The 23555-nt window shown below is 39.3% G+C and carries 26 protein-coding genes; all 26 read left to right on the forward strand.

Annotated features, from left to right (window positions below):
• Positions 1-13: 13 nt before the first annotated feature.
• The gene (locus E4T92_RS07410; protein WP_135094107.1) at positions 14-388 is read left to right on the forward strand and encodes an ATP synthase subunit I; all 375 of its coding nucleotides are present in this window, start codon (positions 14-16) and stop codon (positions 386-388) included.
• Positions 389-417: 29 nt separating this feature from the next.
• Positions 418-1206 carry a F0F1 ATP synthase subunit A gene (atpB, locus tag E4T92_RS07415; protein WP_077541322.1) on the forward strand — a complete coding sequence of 263 codons (789 nt, stop codon included), beginning with the start codon at positions 418-420 and terminating at the stop codon, positions 1204-1206.
• A 57-nt stretch (positions 1207-1263) separates the two neighbouring features.
• On the forward strand, positions 1264-1518 hold the full coding sequence (atpE, locus tag E4T92_RS07420; protein ID WP_005539567.1) for a F0F1 ATP synthase subunit C: 255 nt from the start codon (positions 1264-1266) through the stop codon (positions 1516-1518).
• 48 nt (positions 1519-1566) lie between these two features.
• Complete coding sequence (gene atpF, locus E4T92_RS07425) at positions 1567-2037, forward strand: F0F1 ATP synthase subunit B (RefSeq protein ID WP_077495785.1); 471 nt, start codon at positions 1567-1569, stop codon at positions 2035-2037.
• A gap of 13 nt (positions 2038-2050) precedes the next feature.
• Entirely contained in the window at positions 2051-2596 is a 546-nt protein-coding gene (gene atpH, locus E4T92_RS07430; RefSeq protein WP_135094108.1) for a F0F1 ATP synthase subunit delta, read from the forward strand.
• A 15-nt stretch (positions 2597-2611) separates the two neighbouring features.
• Positions 2612-4153, forward strand: coding sequence for a F0F1 ATP synthase subunit alpha (gene atpA / locus E4T92_RS07435; RefSeq protein WP_135094109.1), 1542 nt, complete (start codon positions 2612-2614; stop codon positions 4151-4153).
• Positions 4154-4170: 17 nt separating this feature from the next.
• Entirely contained in the window at positions 4171-5040 is an 870-nt protein-coding gene (gene atpG, locus E4T92_RS07440) for a F0F1 ATP synthase subunit gamma (protein ID WP_135094110.1), read from the forward strand.
• Between the two features lie 16 nt (positions 5041-5056).
• Positions 5057-6430, forward strand: a complete 1374-nt coding sequence (gene atpD / locus E4T92_RS07445; RefSeq protein WP_018355849.1) for a F0F1 ATP synthase subunit beta — start codon at positions 5057-5059, stop codon at positions 6428-6430.
• A 30-nt stretch (positions 6431-6460) separates the two neighbouring features.
• Positions 6461-6889, forward strand: coding sequence for a F0F1 ATP synthase subunit epsilon (locus E4T92_RS07450; protein ID WP_135094111.1), 429 nt, complete (start codon positions 6461-6463; stop codon positions 6887-6889).
• Between the two features lie 124 nt (positions 6890-7013).
• Positions 7014-7553 carry a bifunctional pyr operon transcriptional regulator/uracil phosphoribosyltransferase PyrR gene (gene pyrR, locus E4T92_RS07455; RefSeq protein WP_077541310.1) on the forward strand — a complete coding sequence of 180 codons (540 nt, stop codon included), beginning with the start codon at positions 7014-7016 and terminating at the stop codon, positions 7551-7553.
• Between the two features lie 75 nt (positions 7554-7628).
• Positions 7629-8561 carry a peptidylprolyl isomerase gene (locus tag E4T92_RS07460; RefSeq protein ID WP_167754028.1) on the forward strand — a complete coding sequence of 311 codons (933 nt, stop codon included), beginning with the start codon at positions 7629-7631 and terminating at the stop codon, positions 8559-8561.
• A 66-nt stretch (positions 8562-8627) separates the two neighbouring features.
• Positions 8628-9674: an endolytic transglycosylase MltG gene (gene mltG, locus E4T92_RS07465; protein ID WP_135094113.1), complete on the forward strand. Its 1047-nt coding sequence runs from the start codon at positions 8628-8630 to the stop codon at positions 9672-9674.
• A gap of 1 nt (position 9675) precedes the next feature.
• Positions 9676-10308 (forward strand): dTMP kinase, encoded by a 633-nt coding sequence (gene tmk, locus E4T92_RS07470; protein WP_167754030.1) that lies wholly within the window; start codon positions 9676-9678, stop codon positions 10306-10308.
• On the forward strand, positions 10305-11288 hold the full coding sequence (locus tag E4T92_RS07475) for a DNA polymerase III subunit delta' (RefSeq protein WP_135094115.1): 984 nt from the start codon (positions 10305-10307) through the stop codon (positions 11286-11288). Before tmk ends, E4T92_RS07475 begins: the two co-directional genes overlap by 4 nt.
• A 50-nt stretch (positions 11289-11338) precedes the next feature.
• Positions 11339-12121 (forward strand): YchF/TatD family DNA exonuclease, encoded by a 783-nt coding sequence (locus tag E4T92_RS07480; RefSeq protein ID WP_135094116.1) that lies wholly within the window; start codon positions 11339-11341, stop codon positions 12119-12121.
• 27 nt (positions 12122-12148) lie between these two features.
• Positions 12149-12673, forward strand: a complete 525-nt coding sequence (locus E4T92_RS07485) for a DUF1523 family protein (protein ID WP_135094167.1) — start codon at positions 12149-12151, stop codon at positions 12671-12673.
• A gap of 160 nt (positions 12674-12833) precedes the next feature.
• Positions 12834-14126 (forward strand): hemolysin family protein, encoded by a 1293-nt coding sequence (locus E4T92_RS07490; RefSeq protein ID WP_135094117.1) that lies wholly within the window; start codon positions 12834-12836, stop codon positions 14124-14126.
• A gap of 81 nt (positions 14127-14207) precedes the next feature.
• Entirely contained in the window at positions 14208-14732 is a 525-nt protein-coding gene (locus E4T92_RS07495) for a hypothetical protein (protein ID WP_167754031.1), read from the forward strand.
• A 73-nt stretch (positions 14733-14805) separates the two neighbouring features.
• Positions 14806-16332 carry a fused PTS fructose transporter subunit IIA/HPr protein gene (gene fruB / locus E4T92_RS07500; RefSeq protein WP_135094119.1) on the forward strand — a complete coding sequence of 509 codons (1527 nt, stop codon included), beginning with the start codon at positions 14806-14808 and terminating at the stop codon, positions 16330-16332.
• Positions 16332-17273: a 1-phosphofructokinase gene (gene fruK, locus E4T92_RS07505; protein WP_135094120.1), complete on the forward strand. Its 942-nt coding sequence runs from the start codon at positions 16332-16334 to the stop codon at positions 17271-17273. The genes fruB and fruK overlap by 1 nt, the downstream gene beginning before the upstream one ends.
• Positions 17274-17277: 4 nt before the next feature.
• Positions 17278-18951 carry a fructose-specific PTS transporter subunit EIIC gene (locus E4T92_RS07510; RefSeq protein WP_135094121.1) on the forward strand — a complete coding sequence of 558 codons (1674 nt, stop codon included), beginning with the start codon at positions 17278-17280 and terminating at the stop codon, positions 18949-18951.
• Positions 18952-19100: 149 nt separating this feature from the next.
• Positions 19101-19358 carry a succinate dehydrogenase assembly factor 2 gene (locus tag E4T92_RS07515; protein ID WP_135094122.1) on the forward strand — a complete coding sequence of 86 codons (258 nt, stop codon included), beginning with the start codon at positions 19101-19103 and terminating at the stop codon, positions 19356-19358.
• Positions 19359-19465: 107 nt separating this feature from the next.
• On the forward strand, positions 19466-20041 hold the full coding sequence (gene rpoE / locus E4T92_RS07520; protein WP_077541290.1) for an RNA polymerase sigma factor RpoE: 576 nt from the start codon (positions 19466-19468) through the stop codon (positions 20039-20041).
• A 16-nt stretch (positions 20042-20057) separates the two neighbouring features.
• On the forward strand, positions 20058-20642 hold the full coding sequence (locus E4T92_RS07525) for a sigma-E factor negative regulatory protein (protein ID WP_135094123.1): 585 nt from the start codon (positions 20058-20060) through the stop codon (positions 20640-20642).
• Positions 20643-20714: 72 nt separating this feature from the next.
• Entirely contained in the window at positions 20715-21668 is a 954-nt protein-coding gene (rseB, locus tag E4T92_RS07530) for a sigma-E factor regulatory protein RseB (protein ID WP_135094168.1), read from the forward strand.
• Positions 21669-21818: 150 nt separating this feature from the next.
• On the forward strand, positions 21819-23555 hold the full coding sequence (locus E4T92_RS07535; RefSeq protein ID WP_135094124.1) for an autotransporter assembly complex family protein: 1737 nt from the start codon (positions 21819-21821) through the stop codon (positions 23553-23555).

Genomic DNA, 23555 nt, shown 5'->3' on the forward strand with positions numbered 1-23555 from the left:
GTTATTGAAAATAATGTCGAGAATTGTACAACAAGCGAAAACGCAGTATCGAAAAGCTATTCAGATTGAAATAGCCATCATGTTACTACTTGCTTGTTTTTTTGCTTTTTGGCAAATAAGAAATTCACTTGATTTTTTATTAGGATTTCTTTCGGCATTGCTTCCTTTCAGCGTTTTTGTATATATTGTGTTTTATCGAAAGCAATATTTATCTGCAAAATTGACCGCACTTTATAGAGGTGAAGCCATTAAGTTTGTGCTAACTATCATATTGATCATTGCATCGTTAAAGTGGTTTTTTGTGACAAACTTTGTGATTTTCTTTAGTGGTTTTTTTATGGCATTAATGTTGAATAATTTGATTCCATTTTTATTTCGCCGAATTTGATTTTTTTCTATCATTCTAAAGGATTCGCTATGTCTGGACAAACAACATCGGAATATATTAGTCACCATCTATCTTTTCTAAAAACAGGAGATGGGTTTTGGCATGTTCATGTGGATACTTTGTTCTTTTCTATTTTAGCCGCAGTCATTTTTCTTTTTATTTTTTCTCGTGTAGCAAAAAAAGCCACAACTGGAGTACCCGGAAAAATGCAATGTATGGTTGAAATTGTGGTGGAATGGATCAATGGTATTGTTAAGGAAAATTTCCATGGTTCACGTGATGTTATTGCTCCCCTTGCATTAACTATTTTTTGCTGGGTATTTGTGATGAATGCGATTGACTTAATTCCGGTTGATTTCTTACCACAGTTAGCCGGCTTATTTGGTATCCATTATTTGCGAGCAGTACCAACCGCTGATATTAGTGCAACGCTTGGTATGTCGCTCTGCGTTTTCTTCTTAATTCTTTTCTACACCGTTAAGTCCAAAGGTTTCAAGGGATTAGTGAAAGAATACACCCTTCATCCATTTAATCATTGGGCATTTATTCCTGTTAACTTTATTTTGGAAACAGTCACCTTACTCGCTAAACCTATTTCTCTTGCGTTCCGTCTATTTGGTAATATGTATGCGGGTGAATTAATCTTTATCCTTATTGCCGTGATGTATTCAGCTAATATGGCTATCGCTGCATTGGGTATTCCTTTACACCTTGCTTGGGCAATTTTCCATATTTTGGTTATTACCTTACAAGCGTTTATTTTTATGATGTTGACGGTCGTTTATTTAAGCATTGCTTACAATAAAGCAGATCATTAATCGTTTTTTTTATTAACCGGCTCTAGGGCTAAAACTTAACTTCTATTGGAGAACATTATGGAAACTGTAATTACAGCTACAATCATCGGAGCATCGATTCTTCTTGCATTTGCTGCATTAGGTACTGCAATTGGTTTTGCTATCTTAGGTGGTAAATTCTTAGAATCTTCAGCGCGTCAGCCTGAACTTGCGTCAAGCCTACAAACTAAAATGTTTATCGTAGCAGGTCTTTTAGATGCGATTGCGATGATTGCGGTTGGTATTTCCTTACTATTCATCTTTGCAAATCCATTTATCGGTTTATTACAATAATCCCTTATTTGCTTATCAACGTGAAACAAGCATTTTAAGGAGGACGTTGTGAATTTAAATGCAACATTAATTGGTCAACTTATTTCATTTGCACTATTCGTGTGGTTCTGCATGAAATTTGTATGGCCGCCAATTATTAAAGCAATTGAAACACGTCAAAGCCAAATTGCCAATGCATTAGCGTCTGCGGAAGCTGCGAAAAAAGAGCAAGCAGATACTAAACTACTTGCTGAAGAAGAAATTTCAAAAGCGAAAATTCAGGCTCAAGAAATTTTAGATGCTGCAAACAAGCGACGTAATGAAGTGCTTGACGAAGTGAAAACTGAAGCAGAAGAACTTAAAGCAAAAATTATTGAACAAGGATATGCTGAAGTGGAAGCTGAACGTAAACGTGTTCAAGAGGAATTACGTCTTAAAGTGGCTTCATTAGCAATTGCCGGTGCCGAGAAAATTGTGGGTCGCACAATTGATGAAGCGGCAAACAATGACATTATTGATAAATTAGTTGCAGAACTATAAGAGGCTTTAGCTTATGTCAGAATTAACTACGATAGCTCGCCCTTATGCCAAAGCAGCATTTGATTTTGCCATAGAGCAATCCGTGAATGATAGAAGTGCGGTAGAAAAATGGACAGAAATGTTGAAATTTTTGACCGCTCTTGTGGAAGATGAACAAATGAAAGCATTTCTCGTTAGTTCACTTTCTTCACAAAAAGTTGCAGATGTGGTGATTTCAATTTGTGGTGAACAGCTAGATCAATATGGGCAAAATCTTATTCGGTTAATGGCTGAAAATAAGCGTTTGAGTGCTATTCCTGCGGTATTTTCCGAATTTACCCATTATGTGGAAGAACATCAAGCCATAGCAGAGGTACAAGTAACTTCTGCACAACCATTGAATGCAACTCAAATTGAAAAAATTGTGGCGGCAATGGAAAAAAGATTAGCTCGCAAAGTGAAAGTAAATTGCAACGTGGATAATTCACTTATTGCTGGTGTAATTATCCGTACGGAAGATTTTGTGATTGATGGCAGTAGTCGTGGACAGCTCGACCGTCTCGCAAATGAGTTGCAATGATAAGAGGAATAAAAAATGCAACTAAATTCAACAGAAATTAGTGAATTGATTAAAAAACGAATTGCTCAGTTTGACGTAGTGAGTGAAGCTCGCAATACTGGGACAATTGTTTCCGTAAGTGACGGTATTATTCGTATTCACGGTTTGAGCGATGTAATGCAAGGGGAAATGATTGCATTACCGGGGAATCGCTATGCAATGGCACTTAACCTTGAGCGTGACTCGGTTGGGGCGGTTGTAATGGGACCTTATGCTGATTTAGCTGAAGGTATGGAAGTTCAATGTACCGGTCGTATTTTAGAAGTGCCGGTAGGTCGTGGCTTATTAGGTCGTGTTGTTAATACTCTTGGTGAACCGATTGATGGTAAAGGTGAGATCGAAAACGATGGATTTTCACCGGTTGAAGTGATTGCACCGGGTGTTATCGAACGTAAATCAGTCGATCAACCGGTACAAACCGGTTATAAAGCGGTGGACTCTATGGTGCCGATTGGTCGAGGTCAGCGTGAATTGATCATTGGAGACCGTCAAACAGGTAAAACAGCTCTAGCCATTGATGCAATTATTAATCAACGTGATTCAGGTATTAAATGTATCTATGTTGCAATTGGTCAAAAAGCATCGACTATCGCAAACGTTGTGCGTAAACTAGAAGAACATGGTGCATTGGCAAATACTATTGTGGTTGCTGCATCAGCATCTGAATCTGCCGCATTACAATACCTTGCACCTTATGCAGGTTGTGCGATGGGCGAATATTTCCGTGATCGTGGTGAAGACGCGTTAATTGTTTATGATGATTTGTCAAAACAAGCGGTAGCCTATCGTCAAATTTCATTATTACTACGTCGTCCGCCGGGTCGTGAAGCTTACCCTGGAGATGTTTTCTATTTACATTCACGTTTACTTGAGCGTGCAGCACGTGTTAATGAAGAATATGTAGAAAAATTTACCAATGGTGAAGTAAAAGGAAAAACCGGTTCTTTAACTGCTCTTCCTATTATTGAAACCCAAGCCGGTGACGTGTCTGCATTCGTACCAACCAACGTTATTTCTATTACCGATGGTCAGATTTTCTTAGAATCTAACTTATTTAACTCTGGTATTCGCCCTGCGGTAAACCCTGGTATTTCGGTATCTCGCGTAGGGGGTGCTGCACAAACTAAAGTGGTGAAAAAATTAGCCGGTGGGATTCGTACCGCATTAGCACAATATCGTGAATTAGCTGCATTTGCACAATTTGCCTCTGACCTTGATGATGCAACCCGTAAACAGCTTTCTCATGGTGAAAAAGTGACAGAATTATTGAAACAAAAGCAATATTCACCACTTAGTGTTGCGGAGCAATCTGTGTTGCTTTTTGCTGTTGAGTTTGGTTACTTGGAAGATGTAGAACTACAAAAAATTGCAAGTTTTGAGACCGCTCTTTTAGACTATGCTCACCGTAACCATGGCGACTTTATGGCAGAATTAACCAAAACAGGTAATTACAATGATGAGATAAAAGGCACATTGAAAACGATTTTGGATAGTTTTAAAGCCAACGGTGCTTGGTAAGATAACGGAGAAAGAAGATGGCAGGTGCAAAAGAGATAAAAACCAAAATTGCCAGTGTACAAAGTACACAGAAGATTACTAAGGCAATGGAAATGGTTGCTACCTCGAAAATGCGTAAAACGCAAGATCGTATGGCAGCTTCTCGCCCGTATTCTGAAACAATACGAAATGTTATCAGCCACGTATCTAAAGCCAATATCGGTTATAAACATCCATTTTTAGTTCAACGAGAAGTGAAAAAGGTTGGGATTTTAGTTGTCTCAACAGACCGTGGAATGTGTGGTGGGTTGAATATTAATTTATTCAAAGCCGTAATGACAGAAATCAAGCAATGGAAGGATAAAGGTGTTTCCGTAGAACTAGGTTTAATTGGTTCAAAAGGGATTAACTTTTTCCGTTCGTTAGGATTATCTGTGCGTGGACAACTTTCTGGTTTGGGTGACAATCCATCAATGGAAGACTTAATTGGTGTAGCAAATGGGATGTTTGATGTTTATAAAAATGGTGAAGTAGATGCTGTTTATATCGCCTACAATAAATTCATCAATACGATGGCACAATCACCTGTTTATCAGCAATTAGTTCCATTGCCGGAGTTAGAAACCGATAATTTAGAACAAAAACAAAATACTTGGGATTACCTTTACGAGCCGGAGCCAAAAGTTTTATTAGATAGTTTGCTTACTCGTTATTTGGAATCACAAGTATATCAATCTGTGGTGGATAACCTTGCTTCCGAGCAAGCTGCCCGTATGGTAGCAATGAAAGCGGCAACTGATAACGCAGGAAATTTAATTAATGACTTGCAATTAGTTTATAACAAAGCCCGTCAAGCAAGTATTACAAATGAATTAAATGAAATCGTTGCCGGTGCGGCTGCGATTTAAGGAAAGAGGAAAGGTAATGTCAGCAGGAAAAATTGTACAAATCATCGGTGCGGTGATTGACGTTGAATTCCCACAAGATGCAGTACCAAAAGTTTACGATGCATTAAAAGTTGAATCCGGTTTAACCCTTGAAGTTCAACAACAATTAGGTGGCGGTGTTGTTCGCTGTATCGCATTGGGTACATCTGACGGCTTGAAACGTGGTTTAAAAGTAGAAAATACTGGAAATCCAATTCAAGTACCGGTGGGGACTAAAACCCTAGGGCGTATTATGAATGTGTTAGGTGAACCAATTGATGAGCGCGGTGAAATTGGTGCAGAAGAAAATTGGTCTATTCACCGTGCAGCGCCAAGTTATGAAGAACAATCAAATAGTACGGAATTACTTGAGACCGGTATTAAAGTTATCGACTTAATTTGTCCTTTTGCAAAAGGGGGGAAAGTGGGGCTCTTCGGTGGTGCGGGTGTAGGTAAAACCGTGAATATGATGGAATTAATCCGTAACATTGCGATTGAACACTCCGGTTATTCCGTCTTTGCCGGTGTAGGTGAACGTACTCGTGAAGGTAACGATTTCTATCACGAAATGACAGAATCTAACGTATTAGATAAAGTATCGTTGGTTTATGGTCAAATGAATGAGCCACCAGGTAACCGTTTACGTGTTGCATTAACAGGCTTAACTATGGCTGAAAAATTCCGTGATGAAGGTCGTGACGTATTATTCTTCGTGGATAATATTTATCGTTATACCCTTGCAGGTACTGAAGTTTCGGCACTTTTAGGTCGTATGCCGTCAGCAGTAGGTTATCAGCCGACCCTTGCAGAAGAGATGGGTGTATTGCAAGAACGTATTACATCAACTAAAACAGGTTCTATCACTTCCGTACAAGCAGTTTATGTACCTGCGGATGACTTAACCGACCCTTCTCCGGCTACGACCTTCGCACACTTGGATTCAACGGTGGTATTAAGTCGCCAAATTGCCTCTTTAGGTATTTATCCGGCGGTTGACCCATTAGATTCCACATCACGTCAATTAGATCCGCTTGTAGTTGGTCAAGAACATTATGATGTTGCACGTGGCGTACAAGGTATCTTACAGCGCTATAAAGAGTTGAAAGATATTATTGCTATTCTTGGTATGGATGAACTATCTGAAGAAGATAAACTTGTGGTAGCACGTGCTCGTAAAATTGAACGTTTCTTATCACAACCGTTCTTCGTTGCAGAAGTCTTTACAGGTTCACCGGGTAAATATGTGTCATTAAAAGACACCATTCGTGGTTTCAAAGGTATCTTAGAGGGTGAATACGACCATATTCCAGAACAAGCGTTCTATATGGTGGGTTCAATTGAAGAAGTGCTAGAAAAAGCCAAAAATATGTAATCACTTCAAGTCATTTGAAGGAGAACAAAAATGGCGACATTTAACCTAACAATAGTCAGTGCAGAACGAAAAATTTTTGAAGGGGCAGTGAAACAAATCCAAGCAACAGGCGTGGAAGGTGAACTTGGTATTTTACCTAACCATACACCATTGTTAACGGCGATTAAGCCGGGAATTGTGAAATTCACTCTTGAAGATGATAAAGAAGAAGTGATCTACGTGTCAGGCGGCTTTTTAGAAGTCCAACCAAAAGTCGTTACTGTTCTGGCTGATGTAGCAATTCGTGGCAGTGAATTGGATGCTGGTCGTATTCAAGAAGCAAAACGCAAAGCTGAGGAAAATATTGTAGCACATGTAGCTGATGTTGATCATGAGCTACTGGTAGCAAAACTTTCCAAGGAATTGGCAAAACTTCGAGCCTATGAGTTGACAGAAAAACTTGTGAAATCAAAAAGATAATAAAAAGTGCGGTTAAATTTAACCGCACTTTTTGTATCTGTGGTAGTCATTCATCAAAAGCGATTAAATTTCCTTTCTTTTTATGGTATTTTACCGGCTGTTTCACAGTTAATTTGGATGAATTATGGAAAAGATCATTATTGATGAAAATCAGTTTCATCGCACGATTTCTCGTATATCTCATGAAATTATTGAAAAACACCCTAGCCTAGACAATATTGTCATTGTTGGCATTAAACGTCGTGGTGCTGAAATTGCGACGTTAATCAAACGTAAAATTATGGACTTGATTAATGTGGATCTCCCTTCAATGGAATTAGATATCACATTTTATCGTGATGATTTACAGCATATTGAGCCTGAAAATTCAATGCCGGTGTATAGTGGTGCATCACAATATTTAAATGTGAAAGATAAAGATGTGATTTTAATTGATGATGTTTTATTTACAGGGAGAACCATCCGTGCGGCAATGGATGCACTCACCGATTTTGGTCGTGCTGCAAAAATTGAATTGGTTATTTTTGTTGATCGTGGACATCGTGAATTACCTATTCGGGCAGATTATGTAGGTAAAAATGTACCAACCAGCCGAGAAGAAAAAGTACAAGTTCGAACTCAAAAATATGATGGATGCTATGAAGTGGCGCTATTATCAAAATAATCCTAATCTATTGTGAACCTTGTTTAAAATTGATACTCTAACGAGCGTTGTTGACTTATTTAAAGAACGATGAAGATGAAAAAATCAGGACTAAAATCTCTTTTTATTACTGTATTGGGTATATTTGCATTTTCCTTTGTTAATGCTGAAGAACGTGTTGTTGCAACGGTGGATGGTGAGCCTATATTAGAAAGTCAGGTGCGTGCAGCAATGGGTAAAAAAGGTAATTACCAAGCATCATTAGATAAAGTTATTGATGATATTTTGGTTCAGAAAGCGATTAAAGAATCTGGTGTGAAGGTTAATCCTCGTGAGATTGATTTTATTGTGGAAGATATTGCAGCGAAAAATGGTTTAACCTATGGTCAGTTCTTAGATGCCTTGGATTATCAGGGAATTTCCCTTAACGCATTTCGCCAACAAATTGCGAATCAAATGATAATGTCGGGAGTACGTAATCATGCGATTAGCAACAGCGTACAAATCTCACGGGAAGAAGTGGATACGCTTGGACAAAAAATGTTAGACGAAGCAAGAGCTAATGGAACAGAACAAAAAGTGACCGGAAAACAATATGAAGTTCGCCATATCCTCTTAAAACTCAACCCTTTATTAAATGATGCGCAAGCAAAGGCAGAGCTTAATAAAATTCGTGCGGATATTCTTTCCGGTAAAACGACTTTCGCCGATGCCGCATTAAAATATTCTAAAGATTATTTATCAGGCGCTAATGGTGGGAGTTTAGGTTATGCTTTCCCTGAAGCCTATGTAGAGCCTTTCGCAAAAGCGGTAAAAACGACTAAACAAGGTAGCATTTCCGTACCTTTTAAATCGGAATTTGGTTGGCATATTTTAGAAGTAACCGGTACACGTGATGGCGATCGTACAGAAGATGCATACCGTCAAAAAGCATATGAGAAAATAGTGAATAGCCAGTTACAAGAAGCCACCAAAGATTGGGTAAAAGCATTACGTAAAACGGCAGATATTCAATATTTTAATCAATAATTTCGCATTTTATATGAGAGGGGCGTTTTGCCCCTTTTGTTGTTTTTACTTTATTGTCTTAATTCTATGAAAAAATTTTTTATTAGCTTATTTATTTTTATTTTGATTTTTATGAGTGCCGGATTTTTTGGCTATCAAAAACTCACTGCTTTTCAACAAGAAACCATCAAGGTACAACCCGATCAGCTTTTGTTTGTTGAACGTGGCACAACAGGAAAAAAATTGACCGCACTTTTTGAACAAGAAAAATTAATTGAGAATGCTCAGCTTCTTCCTTATTTATTAAAATTCAAGCCGGAATTAAACAAAATTAAAGCAGGTGTTTATTCTTTAAATGGAATTAAAACCGTACAAGAGCTATTAATTCTCCTTAATTCGGGAAAAGAGGCACAATTTAACGTACAATTTATTGAGGGAAAAACCTTCAAAGAGTGGCGAAAAAACCTCGAAAATGCACGGCACTTAATGCAAACTTTAAAAGATAAAAGTGATCAAGAAATTTTTAATTTACTTAATATTCCTCATATCGTAAAAAATATTGATGAATACAAAAATCTTGATGGTTGGTTATATCCCGATACCTATAATTACACACCAAACTCAACTGATTTAGAATTGCTCCAACGATCAGCGGAACGTTTGAAAAAAGCCTTGAATAAGGCATGGAATGAACGTGATGAGAATCTCCCCTTAGCAAACCCTCACGAGATGTTAGTGTTGGCTTCTATTGTAGAAAAGGAGACAGGTATTGCGGCTGAACGGGCTAAAGTGGCTTCTGTGTTTATTAATCGTCTCAATGCAAAAATGAAATTACAAACAGATCCAACTGTAATTTACGGTATGGGAGATAATTATCAGGGAAATATTCGTAAAAAAGATTTAGAGACACCTACACCATATAATACCTATATTATTGATGGATTACCTCCAACCCCCATTGCGATGGTGAGTGAAAGTGCTTTGCAGGCAGTTGCACATCCTGAAAAAACGGATTTCTACTATTTTGTCGCTGATGGAAGTGGTGGACATAAATTTACACGTAATTTAAATGAACATAATAAAGCGGTACAAGACTATTTGCGCTGGTATCGTAGCCAAAAGAATGGAAAATAATATGACCGGAAAATTTATAGTCATTGAAGGATTAGAAGGGGCGGGAAAAAGTACCGCACATCAATCAGTCGTGGATGTATTAAATGAATTGGGAATTGACGATGTTGTGTTTACCCGAGAACCGGGGGGAACGCCTTTGGCGGAAAAATTACGTCAGCTGATAAAACACGAAAAAGAAGAGCCGGTAACTGATAAAGCGGAATTATTAATGATCTATGCTGCTCGAATTCAATTAGTCGAAAATGTGATTAAGCCGGCACTTGCTCAAGGCAAATGGGTGGTGGGTGATCGCCACGATATGTCATCACAAGCTTATCAAGGTGGCGGGCGTCAGCTTGATTCATATTTAATGAAAACTTTGAAAGAGACCATTCTAGGGGATTTTGAGCCGGATCTGACCCTCTATTTAGATATTGATCCTACTATTGGTTTAGCACGTGCGCGTGGGAGGGGGGAGCTGGATCGCATTGAACAAATGAATCTTGATTTTTTCTACCGTACCCGAGCCCGTTATTTGGAATTGGTGAAAGATAATCCAAAAGCCGTTACTATCAACGCAGAACAGCGCATTGAACAAGTGCGTGCGGATATTGAAAGTGCAGTTAAAAATTGGTGGAAACATAACGAAAAATGACCGCACTTTACCCCTGGCTTGTGCCGACTTATACCAAAATAGTCCAAACCTTCTCGGAAGGTTTAGGACATCATGCTATGCTAATAAAATCCGATTCGGGATTAGGCGTAGAACACCTCTTTGAGACGCTTTCTCACTATATTATGTGTCTGGCTCCTCAAAATACTGAACCTTGTGGGCAATGCCATGCTTGCCATTTGATGAAGGCTCAAAGTCACCCTGATTACCACGAATTACGCCCGATAGAAGGAAAAGATATTGGTGTGGATCAAGTGCGCGAAATTAATGAGATTGTCGCACAGCACGCCCAACAAAATGGTAATAAAGTCGTATATATAAAAGAAGCAGAACGCTTGACGGAAGCGGCAGCTAATGCGTTGCTTAAAACTTTGGAAGAACCTCGCCCAAATACTTATTTTTTGTTGCAGGCGGACAGTTCTGCGAGTTTGTTAGCGACAATTTACAGCCGTTGTCAGGTATGGAATTTGCCTGCTCCTTCAGAGCAAGTGGCTCATGATTGGCTGAAAACGCAATGTGAGGCAGAAATACAAGAAATTTCTACCGCACTTTCAATGAGCTTAGGTCGCCCGCTGTTTGCCTTAGAGGTACTACAACAGGGGTTGATTGAACAGCGGAAAGATCTTCTTCGCCAATTTTGGCGTTTTTATCGCCGTCGCTCCCCTTTGGAACTTCTCCCTCTATTTGACAAAGAACATTATGTTCGCCAACTGGATTGGATTTTGGCGTTTCTTGCCGACAGCCTAAAACATAAACTTGACATTAATAGCCATCGTCAAGTGACAGATTTAGTGAGAGGCGTTCAACAATTTAGTGATGAACAAACACCACTTAGTTTGTTGCAAGCCATCCAAATTATGCAAAAAGTGCGGTCAGATCTCCTTTCCATTAATGGTGTGAACGTAGAATTAATGCTGCTAGACGGATTAACCAAACTTGTCACGGATGTGTTTGAAAAGTAATAATAGAAGGGTATTTCCCGTTGAAAATTGAAATATAAAGGAAAAAATTGATGTTTATTGTTGATTCTCACTGCCATTTAGATGCATTGGATTATGAAAATTTACACAAAAATATTGCTGATGTGGTAGAAAAAGCCTATGCACGTGATGTGAAACATCTACTTGCGATTGGTGTGACATTAAGTCGTTTTGAAAAAGCCTATAAGACATTGTGCCAATTTGACAATATTTCACTGGCGTGTGGTGTTCATCCGCTGGATTTTGAAGAAGAACCTTACGATGCCGCACGTTTATTGCGTTTGGCACAAGATAAAAAAGTGATTGCTATTGGTGAAATTGGATTGGATTATTATTACAGTATAGATAATAAAACAGAACAGCAAGAGATATTTGCCAACCAAATTGACATTGCAAATCAACTCAATAAACCGGTGATTATTCATACCCGTTCAGCCGGAGATGATACAATTTCTATGTTGCGTGAGCATCATGCAGAAAAGTGCGGTGGAGTGATTCATTGTTTTACCGAAACCTTAGATTTTGCCAAAAAAGCGTTAGATTTAGGATTTTATATTTCTTGTTCCGGCATTATTACGTTTAAAAATGCTGAAGCGATTCGTGAAGCGATTCGTTATGTCCCGGTCGATCGTTTATTGGTAGAAACAGATTCGCCTTATCTTGCACCGGTGCCTTATCGTGGTAAGGAAAATCAACCGGCTTATACACGTGAAGTGTGTGAATATGTAGCAACCTTAAAAGGTGTGTCTATGGAAGAATTTGCACAGATCACCACACAAAATTTCGAGCGTTTATTTAAAATTAATGTACAATAAATGCCCAAATTCAAGAGAGAAACCATGATGCGTAAATTTTTCAAATATTTTCTATTTTTAGTGTTGTTTGCTTTCCACGGTTTTATGTTTTCCGTGGTGAACTATGTTTTCCCCCACTATGATGTGACCCGTGTGACGGGTGTGGAAGTGAAACGTGTTGATAAAGACGGGCCGATTACCAAATCCAATCCGGCAGATGGTCCAACACGTGATGTGTATTACATCAATACACAAAATGATGAGGGGAAAATTATGGTTTACCGCAACGAAGATACTCGTTGGGGTTTTCCTTTCTATTTTAAATTTGGTTCTGCTAATTTACAGGCTCAAGCACAAGCCATGGGCAATGAAAATAAATTGGTACAAATCAAATATTATGGTTGGCGTCTCACCATGTTTGATGAATTCCGTAATGCTGTCTCCGTGAAAGAAATCAGTGGTGAGGTTACCCCAAGCCATCCGATTTTAGCTTGGATGTTTTATGCGTTCTTACTGGTAACATTATTCCTTTCCATTCAATTTGTTCGCGGCTGGTTTGACAGCGAAAATTAAGATTTCATTTCTTTCAAAGTACGGTCAAAAATAACGGTATTATTCAATACTAATGTAGGGACACACTGCGTGTGTCCGTTATAAAATCAAATGATTTCAATATGTTAGCGGAAACACGCAGTGTGTCCCTACTAAACCCCATCAAGTTTACGAGAAAATTATGAGTTTATTTACAGCGATTTTAGTCATAATCGTATTAATTATTATTAGTGCTATTGTTTCATCCGCCGAAATTTCTCTTGCTGGTGCCCGCCGTATAAAATTACAAAATATGGCAAATGAAGGTAATCTGAAAGCCGCACAAGTCTTGAAATTGCAAGAACAGCCCGGACGATTTATCACCGTAGTGCAAATTGGATTAAATATGGTTGCGGTGCTTGGAGGAATGATTGGTGAAGCAAACCTTAGTATTCATTTACAACATCTTTTGAGTGGACATATTCAAGAAGCTTGGGTTGACTCCGCTTCATCTTGGATTGCTTTTCTGCTTGTGACTTGCTCTTTTATTCTTTTAGCGGATTTAATGCCGAAACGGCTTGCACTGATTAATCCTGAAGCCGTTGCATTACGGACTGTTGGCATTATGCAGGTACTTATTTTTCTATTAAAACCAATCGTTTGGGTGTTTGATGGATTATCAAATTTACTTTTCAAACTTTTTGGTGTGTCAACACTACGTGATGATAATATGACCCCGGAAGATATTGTTGCCGTTGTTGAAGCCGGTGCAGAAGCCGGTGTATTAAAGACCCAACAGCATTATCTTATTGAAAATATTTTTGATATGCAGGAACGTACCGTTACCTCCACGATGACGACACGTGAAAATATCGTATATTTAGACCGTACTTTTAGCCGTCAAGAAGTCATGGATACCCTCTCGCGTGACTCCCACTCTAAGATTGTCATTTGTGATAATGGGCTTGATAAAATTTTAGGCTATGTCGAATCTCACACCTTACTGACAATGTATCTGCAAAATGCGAATGTCTCATTGACGGATCCTAAGTTATTACGCAAATCTTTATTTGTGCCGGATACCCTTTCGCTTTATGAAGTGCTGGAGCTTTTTAAATCTACCGGTGAGGATTTTGCTATTATCGTTAATGAATATGCGTTAGTCGTGGGGATTGTCACACTCAATGATGTAATGAGTATTGTGATGGGAGAATTGGTTTCCAGTGAAGAAGAACAAATCGTCAGCCGTGATGAAAATTCTTGGTTGATTGATGGCGCAACGCCTCTTGAAGATGTTATGCGTGTATTGGATATAGAATCATTTCCCGATGAAGAAAATTACGAAACAATCAGCGGCTTTATGATGTATATGTTACGTAAAATTCCTAAAAAGACCGATTTTGTCATTTATGGCAAATATAAATTTGAAGTGATTGATACAGAGAACTTTAAAATTGACCAAATTTTAGTGTCTTTTGTGAAAGAAAGTGAATAAACCTCAGCTTTCTTGCGTAATCCCTCGCAGTCAGTATAATGGCGGCGATTTATCTCAGATCCTAATTAAATAGGAATGACTATGTTAAAAAAAATCTCAGTATTGCTGTTTTCCATTATTTTGACAGCTTGTTCTTCCGTCACATCCTATATCCCATTTATGGATAGTGATAAAAAAGTGATTAATTTAGATAAAGACAAGATTGATCAGAAATCTTATGCGGCGGCGTATGAAGCAACGGTAGCGACTTATAAAGGCCGTGTGAATGAATACTTCTATGTCGATAATTTTGCCAGTGGTGCCAATGATTGGTATTTAGGTCGTATTTTAGTGCCGATTAAACAAATCCAAGACAACCTTTATAATACCGGTGGGCATGATTCCGATATTTATGCTTATCAAAGTGGCGTACTACATGCAGAAGCTCTACAAAACAATTTCAACCGCTTAAGTCAAACTTGTTGGAGCAAATTAGATTCACCAAGTATCACCCAAGGGATTTATGACGCTATGCGTGATTTGAAGAAAGGTAAAGCTCGAGATGAAAATGATGAATACATCGCAAAAGGCAGCGATGAACTGTTAAAAATTTGTACATCTCAATAATAAATTAAACTGTTGATAAAAATTGTTTTATCAACAGTTTTTCTTTTTCTAAATCTTAGACTAAGGAGTAAGAATGTTAGAACTTTCGGAAAGCAACATTCATTTAAATATTCGCGTAGAAACCAAGCTACAAGCCATTGAAATGGCTGCTCAAGCATTGGAAACTGCGGGCAATGTAGAATCAGGCTATTTACAGGGAATGTTGGCGCGTGAGCAACAAACCTCCACGTTTCTCGGTAATGGTATTGCCATTCCTCATGGAACCTTGGAAACCCGTGAAATGGTGAAAAAAACCGGTGTGCAAGTGTTTCAATTTCCCCAAGGGATTGAATGGGGGGAAGGCAATATTGCCTATGTGGTAATTGGGATTGCCGCACGTTCTGATGAACATTTGGCGTTATTACGTCAATTAACTCACGTGCTTGGTGATGAGGATACCTCAGTAAAATTAGCGAAAATAACGGATGTGGCACAGTTTCGAGCCATTTTAATGGGCGAAACGACAGAAGATTTTTGTCTTCCTAAAGAAAATATTCATTTAGATGTTGATACCCAAAGTTTACTGACTTTGGTAGCAATGAATGCCGGTCAATTACAAACACAAAGTGCGGTAGAAAATCGCTTTGTTTCTGAAGTGATTGGTAATGCGGCATTACCATTGGGTAAAGGATTATGGGTCACTGATGCGGTTTCGGGTAATCTAAAAAATTCATTAGTATTTAGCCGAGCAAAAACTATTTTTAATCATAATGGCAAGCCGGTAAAAGGTGTCATCACCATTTCTGCTGTGAGTGATGCGATTGCTCCGGTATTATCCCGTTTGCTTGAAGAAAATGTGCAAACAGCACTATTAAATGGAAATTCTACTGAGATTTTGACCGCTCTTTCAGGCGGTGATGTTTCTGTTTCGGAGAAAATTCAGACTGCACAGGTTTCAAATACTGTGGTAGGAACTTTTACGATTCGTAATGAACACGGTTTACACGCTCGTCCAAGTGCGGTGTTAGTCAATGAAGTGAAAAAATTTGCGGCAAAAATCACCGTACAAAATATAACTCGTGGTAGTGAGGTGGTGAGTGCGAAAAGCCTGATGAAAATCGTGGCATTGGGGGTGATACAAGGACATCGTCTGCGTTTTGTGGCGGAAGGTGATGATGCCAAACAAGCGATTGAATCCCTTGGTCAGGCGATTGCCGAGGGCTTAGGTGAAAATGTTTCTTCAGTTCCGCCGGCAGAACCGGATACGATTGAAGTGATGGATGAACAAAGTCATGCACCGGCGGTAGCGGAAGATAGTGGGTTACCTTCCGATGCTATTGAAGCGGTATTTATGATTAATAACGAACACGGCTTACATGCCCGCCCAAGTGCCGTATTAGTCAATGAAGTGAAAAAATACAATGCTTCAGTCGCCGTACAAAATCTTGATCGTGATTCCCAATTAGTGAGTGCGAAAAGCCTGATGAAAATTGTAGCGTTAGGGGTGGTGAAAGGTTCCCGTTTACGTTTCGTGGCAACAGGTGAGCAAGCAAAAGAAGCTATTGAAGGTATTCGTCTTGCCATTGAATCAGGTCTTGGCGAAGGGAAAGGGGAAGAATGATGGCAAAGGTTGCAACTATAACCTTAAACACTGCCTATGATTTAGTCGGTCGTTTATCACGTATAGAATTAGGTGAAGTCAATACCGTTGAAACCCTAGGGATTTTCCCAGCCGGTAAAGGCATTAATGTGGCAAAAGTGCTGAAGGATTTAGACGTTGATGTCGCAGTCGGCGGATTTCTTGGCGAAGACAATGCCGGTGATTTTGAACAAATGTTTAATAAACAGGGTTTGCAAGATAAATTTCATCGCGTTGCCGGAAAAACCCGTATTAATGTCAAAATCACCGAAACCGAAGCAGATGTTACGGATTTAAATTTTCTTGGTTATGACATTAATCCACAGGCTTGGCAGCAATTTGCAGCGGATTCTTTAGCCTATTGTTTGGATTACGATATTGTCGCTGTGTGTGGCAGTTTACCTCGTGGTGTTACACCGGAATTGTTTGCTGAATGGTTAAATCAATTGCATCAGGAAGGCGTAAAAGTGGTGTTAGATACAAGCAATGCAGCGCTGAATGCTGGTTTGAAGGCGCATCCTTGGTTGGTAAAACCTAATCATCGTGAATTAGAAAGTTGGATTGGTCATCGGCTTAATACAGAAGAAGAGATTATCAATGCTGCACAGCAGTTAAAAGCACAAGGAATTGAAAATGTGATCATTTCCATGGGGGCTGAAGGCTCATTATGGATTAACAATGAAGGTGTGATAAAAGCACAGCCGCCAAAATGTGAGAATATTGTCAGCACCGTGGGGGCGGGTGATTCTATGGTGGCAGGGTTAATTTATGGCATTGAAAAAGGTTTATCAAAATCAGAAACCTTAGCCTTTGCCAGTGCGGTTTCTGCGTTTGCCGTTTCGCAAAGTAATGTGGGAGTAAGCGATCCTACACGACTTGACCCAATTTTAAACCAAGTGAAGATTACAGAGATTGAAGGATAATAAAATGAAGTTATTTTTAACCCAATCACCCGATATAGGCAGAGCAAAATTCTATTTATTACGTGAAGTATTTCGTGCGGCTGCACAGAAAGCAAATGTTTCACTGGTAGAAAATATCATAGAGGCTGATTTAGCCCTCGTATTCGGTTCACAATTACCAAATAATCCCGCATTAATGGGCAAAAAAGTGTTTATGGTGGGCGTTGATATTGCGATGAATTCACCGGAAGTGACTTTGGCGAATGCTTTAGCAAATGGTGTTGATTATGTTGCACCTGAAAGTGCGGTCAATTTTGCCGGTATTTCTGGCGTGAAAAATATCGTGGCTGTTACTGCTTGTCCAACAGGTGTAGCACATACTTTTATGTCCGCAGAGGCGATAGAAGCTTATGCGAAAAAACAGGGTTGGAATGTAAAAGTAGAAACCCGAGGTCAGGTGGGTGCTGGCAACGAAATTACCCCTGAAGAAGTGGCGACGGCTGATCTTGTTTTTGTGGCAGCAGATATTGATGTGCCGTTGGACAAATTTAAAGGCAAACCGATGTATCGTACTTCTACGGGGCTAGCTTTGAAGAAAACAGCACAAGAGTTCGACAAGGCCTTTAAAGAAGCCAAAGTATTTGAGGGAGGGAATACAAAAAATACGAGTGCTGATGAAACTGGTGAGAAAAAAGGTATATATAAGCACTTGATGACAGGCGTATCCCATATGCTGCCTTTGGTTGTTGCTGGTGGCTTATTAATTGCTATTTCTTTTATGTTTGGTATTGAAGCCTTTAAAGATGAAACTATTTTCCATGGTATTCCAAAAGCCTTGATGGATATTGGCGGTGGCGCAGCTTTCCATCTAATGATCGCCGTATTTGCCGGTTATGTGGCATTTTCTATTGCTGATAGACCGGGGCTTGCTGTGGGGTTGATTGGCGGTATGCTTGCTACAACGGCCGGAGCCGGGATTTTAGGGGGAATTGTTGCCGGTTTCCTTGCCGGTTATGTAGTAAAAGGGTTGAACGTTGCGATTAAATTACCGGCAAGTTTAACCTCCCTAAAACCGATTTTAATATTACCGCTTTTAGGCTCATTAATTGTGGGATTGGCGATGATCTATGTGATCAATCCGCCGGTTTCACAAGTGATGAGTGCTTTAAGCGAATGGTTAAAATCGATGGGCGAAGTGAATGCCATTGTATTGGGGACTCTAATCGGTGCAATGATGTGTATTGATATGGGCGGACCTGTCAATAAAGCGGCTTATACCTTCTCAGTAGGAATGATCGCTTCGCAAATTTACACACCAATGGCAGCGGCGATGGCGGCAGGTATGGTGCCACCAATCGGTATGGCGATTGCCACTTGGATTGCCCGCAATAAATTTACCGCCAACCAACGGGACGCAGGTAAAGCTTCTTTTGTGTTAGGGTTATGTTTTATTTCAGAAGGAGCATTGCCTTTTGTGGCGGCGGATCCGATTCGCGTGATTATTAGCTCCGTTATTGGTGGTGCAACAGCAGGGGCAATTTCCATGGCTTCGGATATCACATTGCAGGCGCCACACGGCGGATTATTTGTGATTCCATTCGTTTCCGAACCAATGCGCTATTTAGCCGCTATTGCAGCAGGGGCTTTGGTGACCGGCGTGATTTATGCGGTGATTAAACCGAAATCAGCAACGGAATAATCCAACTAAAGTGCGGTTGGCTTTTTGGGTATTTTTAGCACTATGTAATAAATACACAAAATGAAAAATGTGGGACACACTGTGTGTCCCTACAAATAAACCAAAAATCTTTGAAAAAATTGACCGCACTTTTATAGACAGAGGGCAATATGGAAAAATATAACAAACTTCGCATTGAATGGGATTGCCGACGTGGTATGTTGGAACTGGATAACATCATTATGCCATTTTACAAACAGCATTTTGAGCATCTCTCAGATAACCAAAAAGATGCGTTTATTCGCTTACTTGCCTGCACGGATTTGCAACTTTTCTCTTGGTTTTTTAACCGAGGTAAATCTGAAGATATTGAGATTCAAAATATGGTGGAATATATTCAAATCATACAAAAAATGCCCACTACTTAAATTTATTTTTAACCTTTGAACTTTTTAACCCCCCCTATGTCAGATAAAACAGTGAGAGCTTGCTGTCTTGGATATTAAGGCGTGTTAGACATAGCATTAGGAGAAATATGGCTGAACAGCTAACAGATCAAGCTTTGGTAGAAAGGGTACAGCAAGGCGATAAAAAAGCCTTTAACTTATTGGTTTCGCGTTATCAAAATAAAGTTGCGGGGTTACTTACCCGCTATGTTTCGCGTAATGACATTCCCGATGTTGTACAAGAATCCTTTATAAAAGCCTATCGTTCCATAGAATCTTTTCGTGGTGATAGTGCGTTCTACACTTGGCTATATCGAATTGCCGTGAATACGGCGAAAAATTATTTAACGGCGCAGGGGCGTCGTCCACCAAGCGAAGATATTTTAGCAGAAGATGCTGAAAGCTATGATGTGGGAACTCATCTCCGTGAGGTGGATACCCCAGAAAATGAAATGTTATCCGGTGAACTGGAAAAAATTGTGTTTGATACGATTAACGGTATGCCGGAGGATTTAAAAACAGCGATTACACTTCGTGAATTAGAAGGCTTAAGTTATGAAGATATCGCACAAATTATGGATTGTCCCGTAGGCACTGTGCGTTCTCGAATTTTCCGTGCACGTGAAATTATCGAAAACAAGATACAACCGCTTATGCAACGTTAAAAAGTTGGAGTTTAAAATGCAAAAAGAGTTACTTTCAGCCTATATGGATGGCGAGCAAGTTGATGCCTCATTTACGGAAAAGTTATGTTGTGATAAATCATTGAGCCGGTCTTGGGCTGCTTATCATATGGCACGAGCAGTAATTCGGAAAGAAAGTGCGGTTATTTTAGGCACGGATTTTACTGCAAAAATGGCTGATTTAATTGAACATGAAGAAATTGAAAGGGTAGAAATCACCACTTCTCAGCCAACAGTTGAGGATGTGAAAAACTTACCATTTATGCGTAAATTCAAGTCTTTCTTTGCGCCAGTTGCTCAAATTGCCGTGGCAGCGAGTGTATGTTTGGTGGCGGTATTTGGCGTACAATCATTTAATGCCAAAAATGATGTAAATAATGCACCGGAAACGCCGGTTTTACAAACCTTGCCTTTTAATAATTCGGTTCAAGAAGTCAGCTATAATGCACCGACCAAAGATGTTGCAAAGGCTGATCAGATGGAACAAAAAAATCGCCGTATTGGTGCAATGTTGCAAAACTATGAATTACAACGCCGTATGCATGCCGATGCTTTGAATGTTGGTAGCAATCAGGCAAAATAATTATTTAATAAACCGAGATAATTCACCACCAATCGCTTTGATGTGGTGAATTTTTTTATGAATCATCAGGTTATGAAAAAAATATCGTTAAACTTGGGCGCTCTTTTGTTGACTTTTCTTTTCAGTTTTTCTGCTATAGCGGAGGACGTTTCTGCAAGGCAAACTTTGGAAAGAATGGCACAAGCGGCGAATCATCTCAATTATGAAATTGCTTTTGTGCAAACTTCTCCGGCAAATATGGATTCTTTTCGTTATCGTCATATCAAACGTGATAATAAAACTTATGCACAATTAGTTACGCTTGATGGAGAGCAACAGGAAATTATTCAGCGTGATAATTTGGTCAGCTATTTCCAGTTAGGGTCTCGAGCTTTCACGCTCAATAGTGGCAGTATTGTTGATGCATTGCCGTCTGTGATTCGCAGTAATTTTGATAAATTAGCGGAAAACTATGACTTTATTGTGTTAGGAAAAAACCGGGTAGCCGGTCGCTTTGTCGATACCATTCGGATTGTGCCAAAAGATGATTTTCGCTATCAATATGTCGTTTTTGTCGATGAAGAAAACGGTTTATTGCTTCGCAGCGATATGCTTGATCGTGATGGTAAATTGTTGGATCAATTTCGAGTTGTGACACTTTATATTGATGATCGTCTAAAAGGATTAACAGATTATTTAAATAAGGTTTCAACGCCACCATTACTCAATGAAGCACAAAATACTGTCGCCACACTTAGCTGGAAAGCCGGTTGGTTACCACATGGATTTGAAAGTATTCGCTATAGCCAAGATTTGTTTGATGGTGAAATTATTGATAGTGCTTTATTCAGCGATGGCTTGTTCACCTTCACTTTATATGTCACCAAGGCGGAAAGCCCACAACCTCACCAAGATCAAACGTGGAAACAGGGCGAATATACGTTATATAGTGAAGTGATTGGTGATAAAGAAATCACATTTATTGGGCAATTACCTATTGCCACCGCAAAGCGTATTGTGCAGGAAGTAAAATTTTCCAATCATTAACAGAAAAAAGTGCGGTTGATTTCAACCGCATTTTTATACTCTGGTTTTCAATTAATTAAAAAGTTTTAAAAAATATTCAAAGCCTTTGGGTTTATTAGGTAAACTAGCATGGCTTAATCATCAATTTTTAATAATGTTTAGCTAACAAAAATGAAAAAATATCCTCTCAAATTAACCGCACTTTTATTTTCTTTCTCGGCATTTTCTGTGTTTGCTGAGCAAACCGTAGATATTGAAATTCGGGGGATCAAGGGGGAGCGTGCTATTCGCAACACAGAACTTAATGTCGAGCTGATCAATAAAGAAGAAATGGATGGCTCAGATCGTTATAAGCAACTTGTTACTGATGCCGTAGATAAAGGTTTGCGTGTATTTGGTTATTATGATTCTTCGGTCACTTTTGAATTAAAAAAGCAAAAAAAAGGGCGGGATCTACTTATTGCCTATGTCAAACCGGGGGAACCTACGCGAATTGCAGGTACGGATGTCCAGATTGAAGGGGAGGCTGCGCAAGATGAGGCATTTGATGATTTGCGTAAAAATTTACCAAAAGAGGGCGAGTTAGTTGAACATCAAAAATATGATGATTATAAAAGTAGCCTTTCCAGCCTTGCTCTCGCTCGTGGTTATTTAGAGGGGAAATTTGCGGTTTCCCGTTTAGAGATTAGCCCGGAAACCCATCAGGCTTGGTGGCGAATGCTATTTGATAGTGGCGTGCGTTACCATTATGGCGAAATAAAATTCAATAGTACGCAAATTCGTGAAGATTATTTGCAAAATATGTTAAAGATTAAATCGGGCGATCCTTATTTACTAAATCAACTTTCTGAGCTGAGCAATGATTTTTCTTCGACGAATTGGTTTAGCTCCGTGTTATTACAGCCTCAAGTCGATGAAGAAAATAAAGTCGTAAATTTAGATGTCTTAATGTATCCCCGTAAAAAAAATGCGATGGAATTAGGGGTTGGATTTGCTACAGATACCGGTCCTCATTTACAAATTGGTTGGACAAAACCCTGGATTAATGATCGTGGACACAGTTTTCGTAACAATCTTTATGTATCTTCACCAAAGCAAACTCTTGAAGTGATATATAAAGTCCCACTCTTGAAAAATCCCTTGAATTATTATTACGAATTTTCTGCCGGTTTAGAAAATGAGGATAAAAATGACACTAAAACCACCTCCATGACATTAGCTGGACTACGTTACTGGAATAATGCCGAAGGTTGGCAATATTTTGCCGGTGTGAGGGCGCGTTATGATAAATTTATCCAAGCAGATGTTGATGATAAAACCCTTTTGGTTTATCCAACTGGTGGTTTTAATCGAACCCGCTTGCGTGGTGGAATGTTTCCGACTTGGGGGGATTCACAAAAAATCACTGTAGATGTGGCTTATAAAGGGTTACTGTCTGATGCAAGTTTTTTTAAAGTGCAAGCTTCAACGGGGTGGATTCGCACTTATGCGGAAAATCACCGTATTATCACTCGTGCCGAAATAGGTTATTTAAACACTAAAGATATTAATAAAATCCCACCGACATTACGTTTTTTTGCTGGGGGTGATCGCAGCGTACGTGGTTACGGTTATAAAAAAATTTCACCGAGAGATCATAATAACAAACTTGTGGGTGGTTCTCGTTTGCTAACAGGATCTTTTGAATATCAATATCAAGTTTATCCTTCTTGGTGGGGGGCAACTTTCGTGGATGCCGGGTTTGCAGCAAATCGTTTTACTCATGAAGAATTACGCTATGGTGCGGGTCTCGGTGTCCGTTGGGCATCACCTGTGGGGGCGATTAAATTTGATATTGCGACCCCAATACGAGACAAAGATAAGAGTAGTAACATTCAATTCTACATTGGCTTAGGTACAGAAATTTAG

It is taken from the genome of Pasteurella sp. WM03 (assembly GCF_004570945.1).
Taxonomy (GTDB): domain Bacteria; phylum Pseudomonadota; class Gammaproteobacteria; order Enterobacterales; family Pasteurellaceae; genus Rodentibacter.

Excerpts from the sequence above, each read along its gene's own strand:
- pyrR (WP_077541310.1), top strand. The coding sequence starts at position 7,014 with ATGGAAAAGATCATTATTGATGAAAATCAGTTTCATCGCACGATTTCT.
- E4T92_RS07480 (WP_135094116.1), top strand. The coding sequence starts at position 11,339 with ATGTTTATTGTTGATTCTCACTGCCATTTAGATGCATTGGATTATGAA.
- E4T92_RS07485 (WP_135094167.1), top strand. The coding sequence starts at position 12,149 with ATGCGTAAATTTTTCAAATATTTTCTATTTTTAGTGTTGTTTGCTTTC.
- E4T92_RS07535 (WP_135094124.1), top strand. The coding sequence starts at position 21,819 with ATGAAAAAATATCCTCTCAAATTAACCGCACTTTTATTTTCTTTCTCG.
- atpA (WP_135094109.1), top strand. The coding sequence starts at position 2,612 with ATGCAACTAAATTCAACAGAAATTAGTGAATTGATTAAAAAACGAATT.
- atpE (WP_005539567.1), top strand. The coding sequence starts at position 1,264 with ATGGAAACTGTAATTACAGCTACAATCATCGGAGCATCGATTCTTCTT.
- E4T92_RS07460 (WP_167754028.1), top strand. The coding sequence starts at position 7,629 with ATGAAAAAATCAGGACTAAAATCTCTTTTTATTACTGTATTGGGTATA.
- E4T92_RS07525 (WP_135094123.1), top strand. The coding sequence starts at position 20,058 with ATGCAAAAAGAGTTACTTTCAGCCTATATGGATGGCGAGCAAGTTGAT.
- E4T92_RS07450 (WP_135094111.1), top strand. The coding sequence starts at position 6,461 with ATGGCGACATTTAACCTAACAATAGTCAGTGCAGAACGAAAAATTTTT.
- mltG (WP_135094113.1), top strand. The coding sequence starts at position 8,628 with ATGAAAAAATTTTTTATTAGCTTATTTATTTTTATTTTGATTTTTATG.
- rpoE (WP_077541290.1), top strand. The coding sequence starts at position 19,466 with ATGGCTGAACAGCTAACAGATCAAGCTTTGGTAGAAAGGGTACAGCAA.
- E4T92_RS07490 (WP_135094117.1), top strand. The coding sequence starts at position 12,834 with ATGAGTTTATTTACAGCGATTTTAGTCATAATCGTATTAATTATTATT.
- E4T92_RS07475 (WP_135094115.1), top strand. The coding sequence starts at position 10,305 with ATGACCGCACTTTACCCCTGGCTTGTGCCGACTTATACCAAAATAGTC.
- rseB (WP_135094168.1), top strand. The coding sequence starts at position 20,715 with ATGAAAAAAATATCGTTAAACTTGGGCGCTCTTTTGTTGACTTTTCTT.
- E4T92_RS07495 (WP_167754031.1), top strand. The coding sequence starts at position 14,208 with ATGTTAAAAAAAATCTCAGTATTGCTGTTTTCCATTATTTTGACAGCT.
- E4T92_RS07510 (WP_135094121.1), top strand. The coding sequence starts at position 17,278 with ATGAAGTTATTTTTAACCCAATCACCCGATATAGGCAGAGCAAAATTC.
- fruK (WP_135094120.1), top strand. The coding sequence starts at position 16,332 with ATGGCAAAGGTTGCAACTATAACCTTAAACACTGCCTATGATTTAGTC.
- E4T92_RS07515 (WP_135094122.1), top strand. The coding sequence starts at position 19,101 with ATGGAAAAATATAACAAACTTCGCATTGAATGGGATTGCCGACGTGGT.
- atpH (WP_135094108.1), top strand. The coding sequence starts at position 2,051 with ATGTCAGAATTAACTACGATAGCTCGCCCTTATGCCAAAGCAGCATTT.
- atpD (WP_018355849.1), top strand. The coding sequence starts at position 5,057 with ATGTCAGCAGGAAAAATTGTACAAATCATCGGTGCGGTGATTGACGTT.
- tmk (WP_167754030.1), top strand. The coding sequence starts at position 9,676 with ATGACCGGAAAATTTATAGTCATTGAAGGATTAGAAGGGGCGGGAAAA.
- atpB (WP_077541322.1), top strand. The coding sequence starts at position 418 with ATGTCTGGACAAACAACATCGGAATATATTAGTCACCATCTATCTTTT.
- atpG (WP_135094110.1), top strand. The coding sequence starts at position 4,171 with ATGGCAGGTGCAAAAGAGATAAAAACCAAAATTGCCAGTGTACAAAGT.
- fruB (WP_135094119.1), top strand. The coding sequence starts at position 14,806 with ATGTTAGAACTTTCGGAAAGCAACATTCATTTAAATATTCGCGTAGAA.
- E4T92_RS07410 (WP_135094107.1), top strand. The coding sequence starts at position 14 with ATGTCGAGAATTGTACAACAAGCGAAAACGCAGTATCGAAAAGCTATT.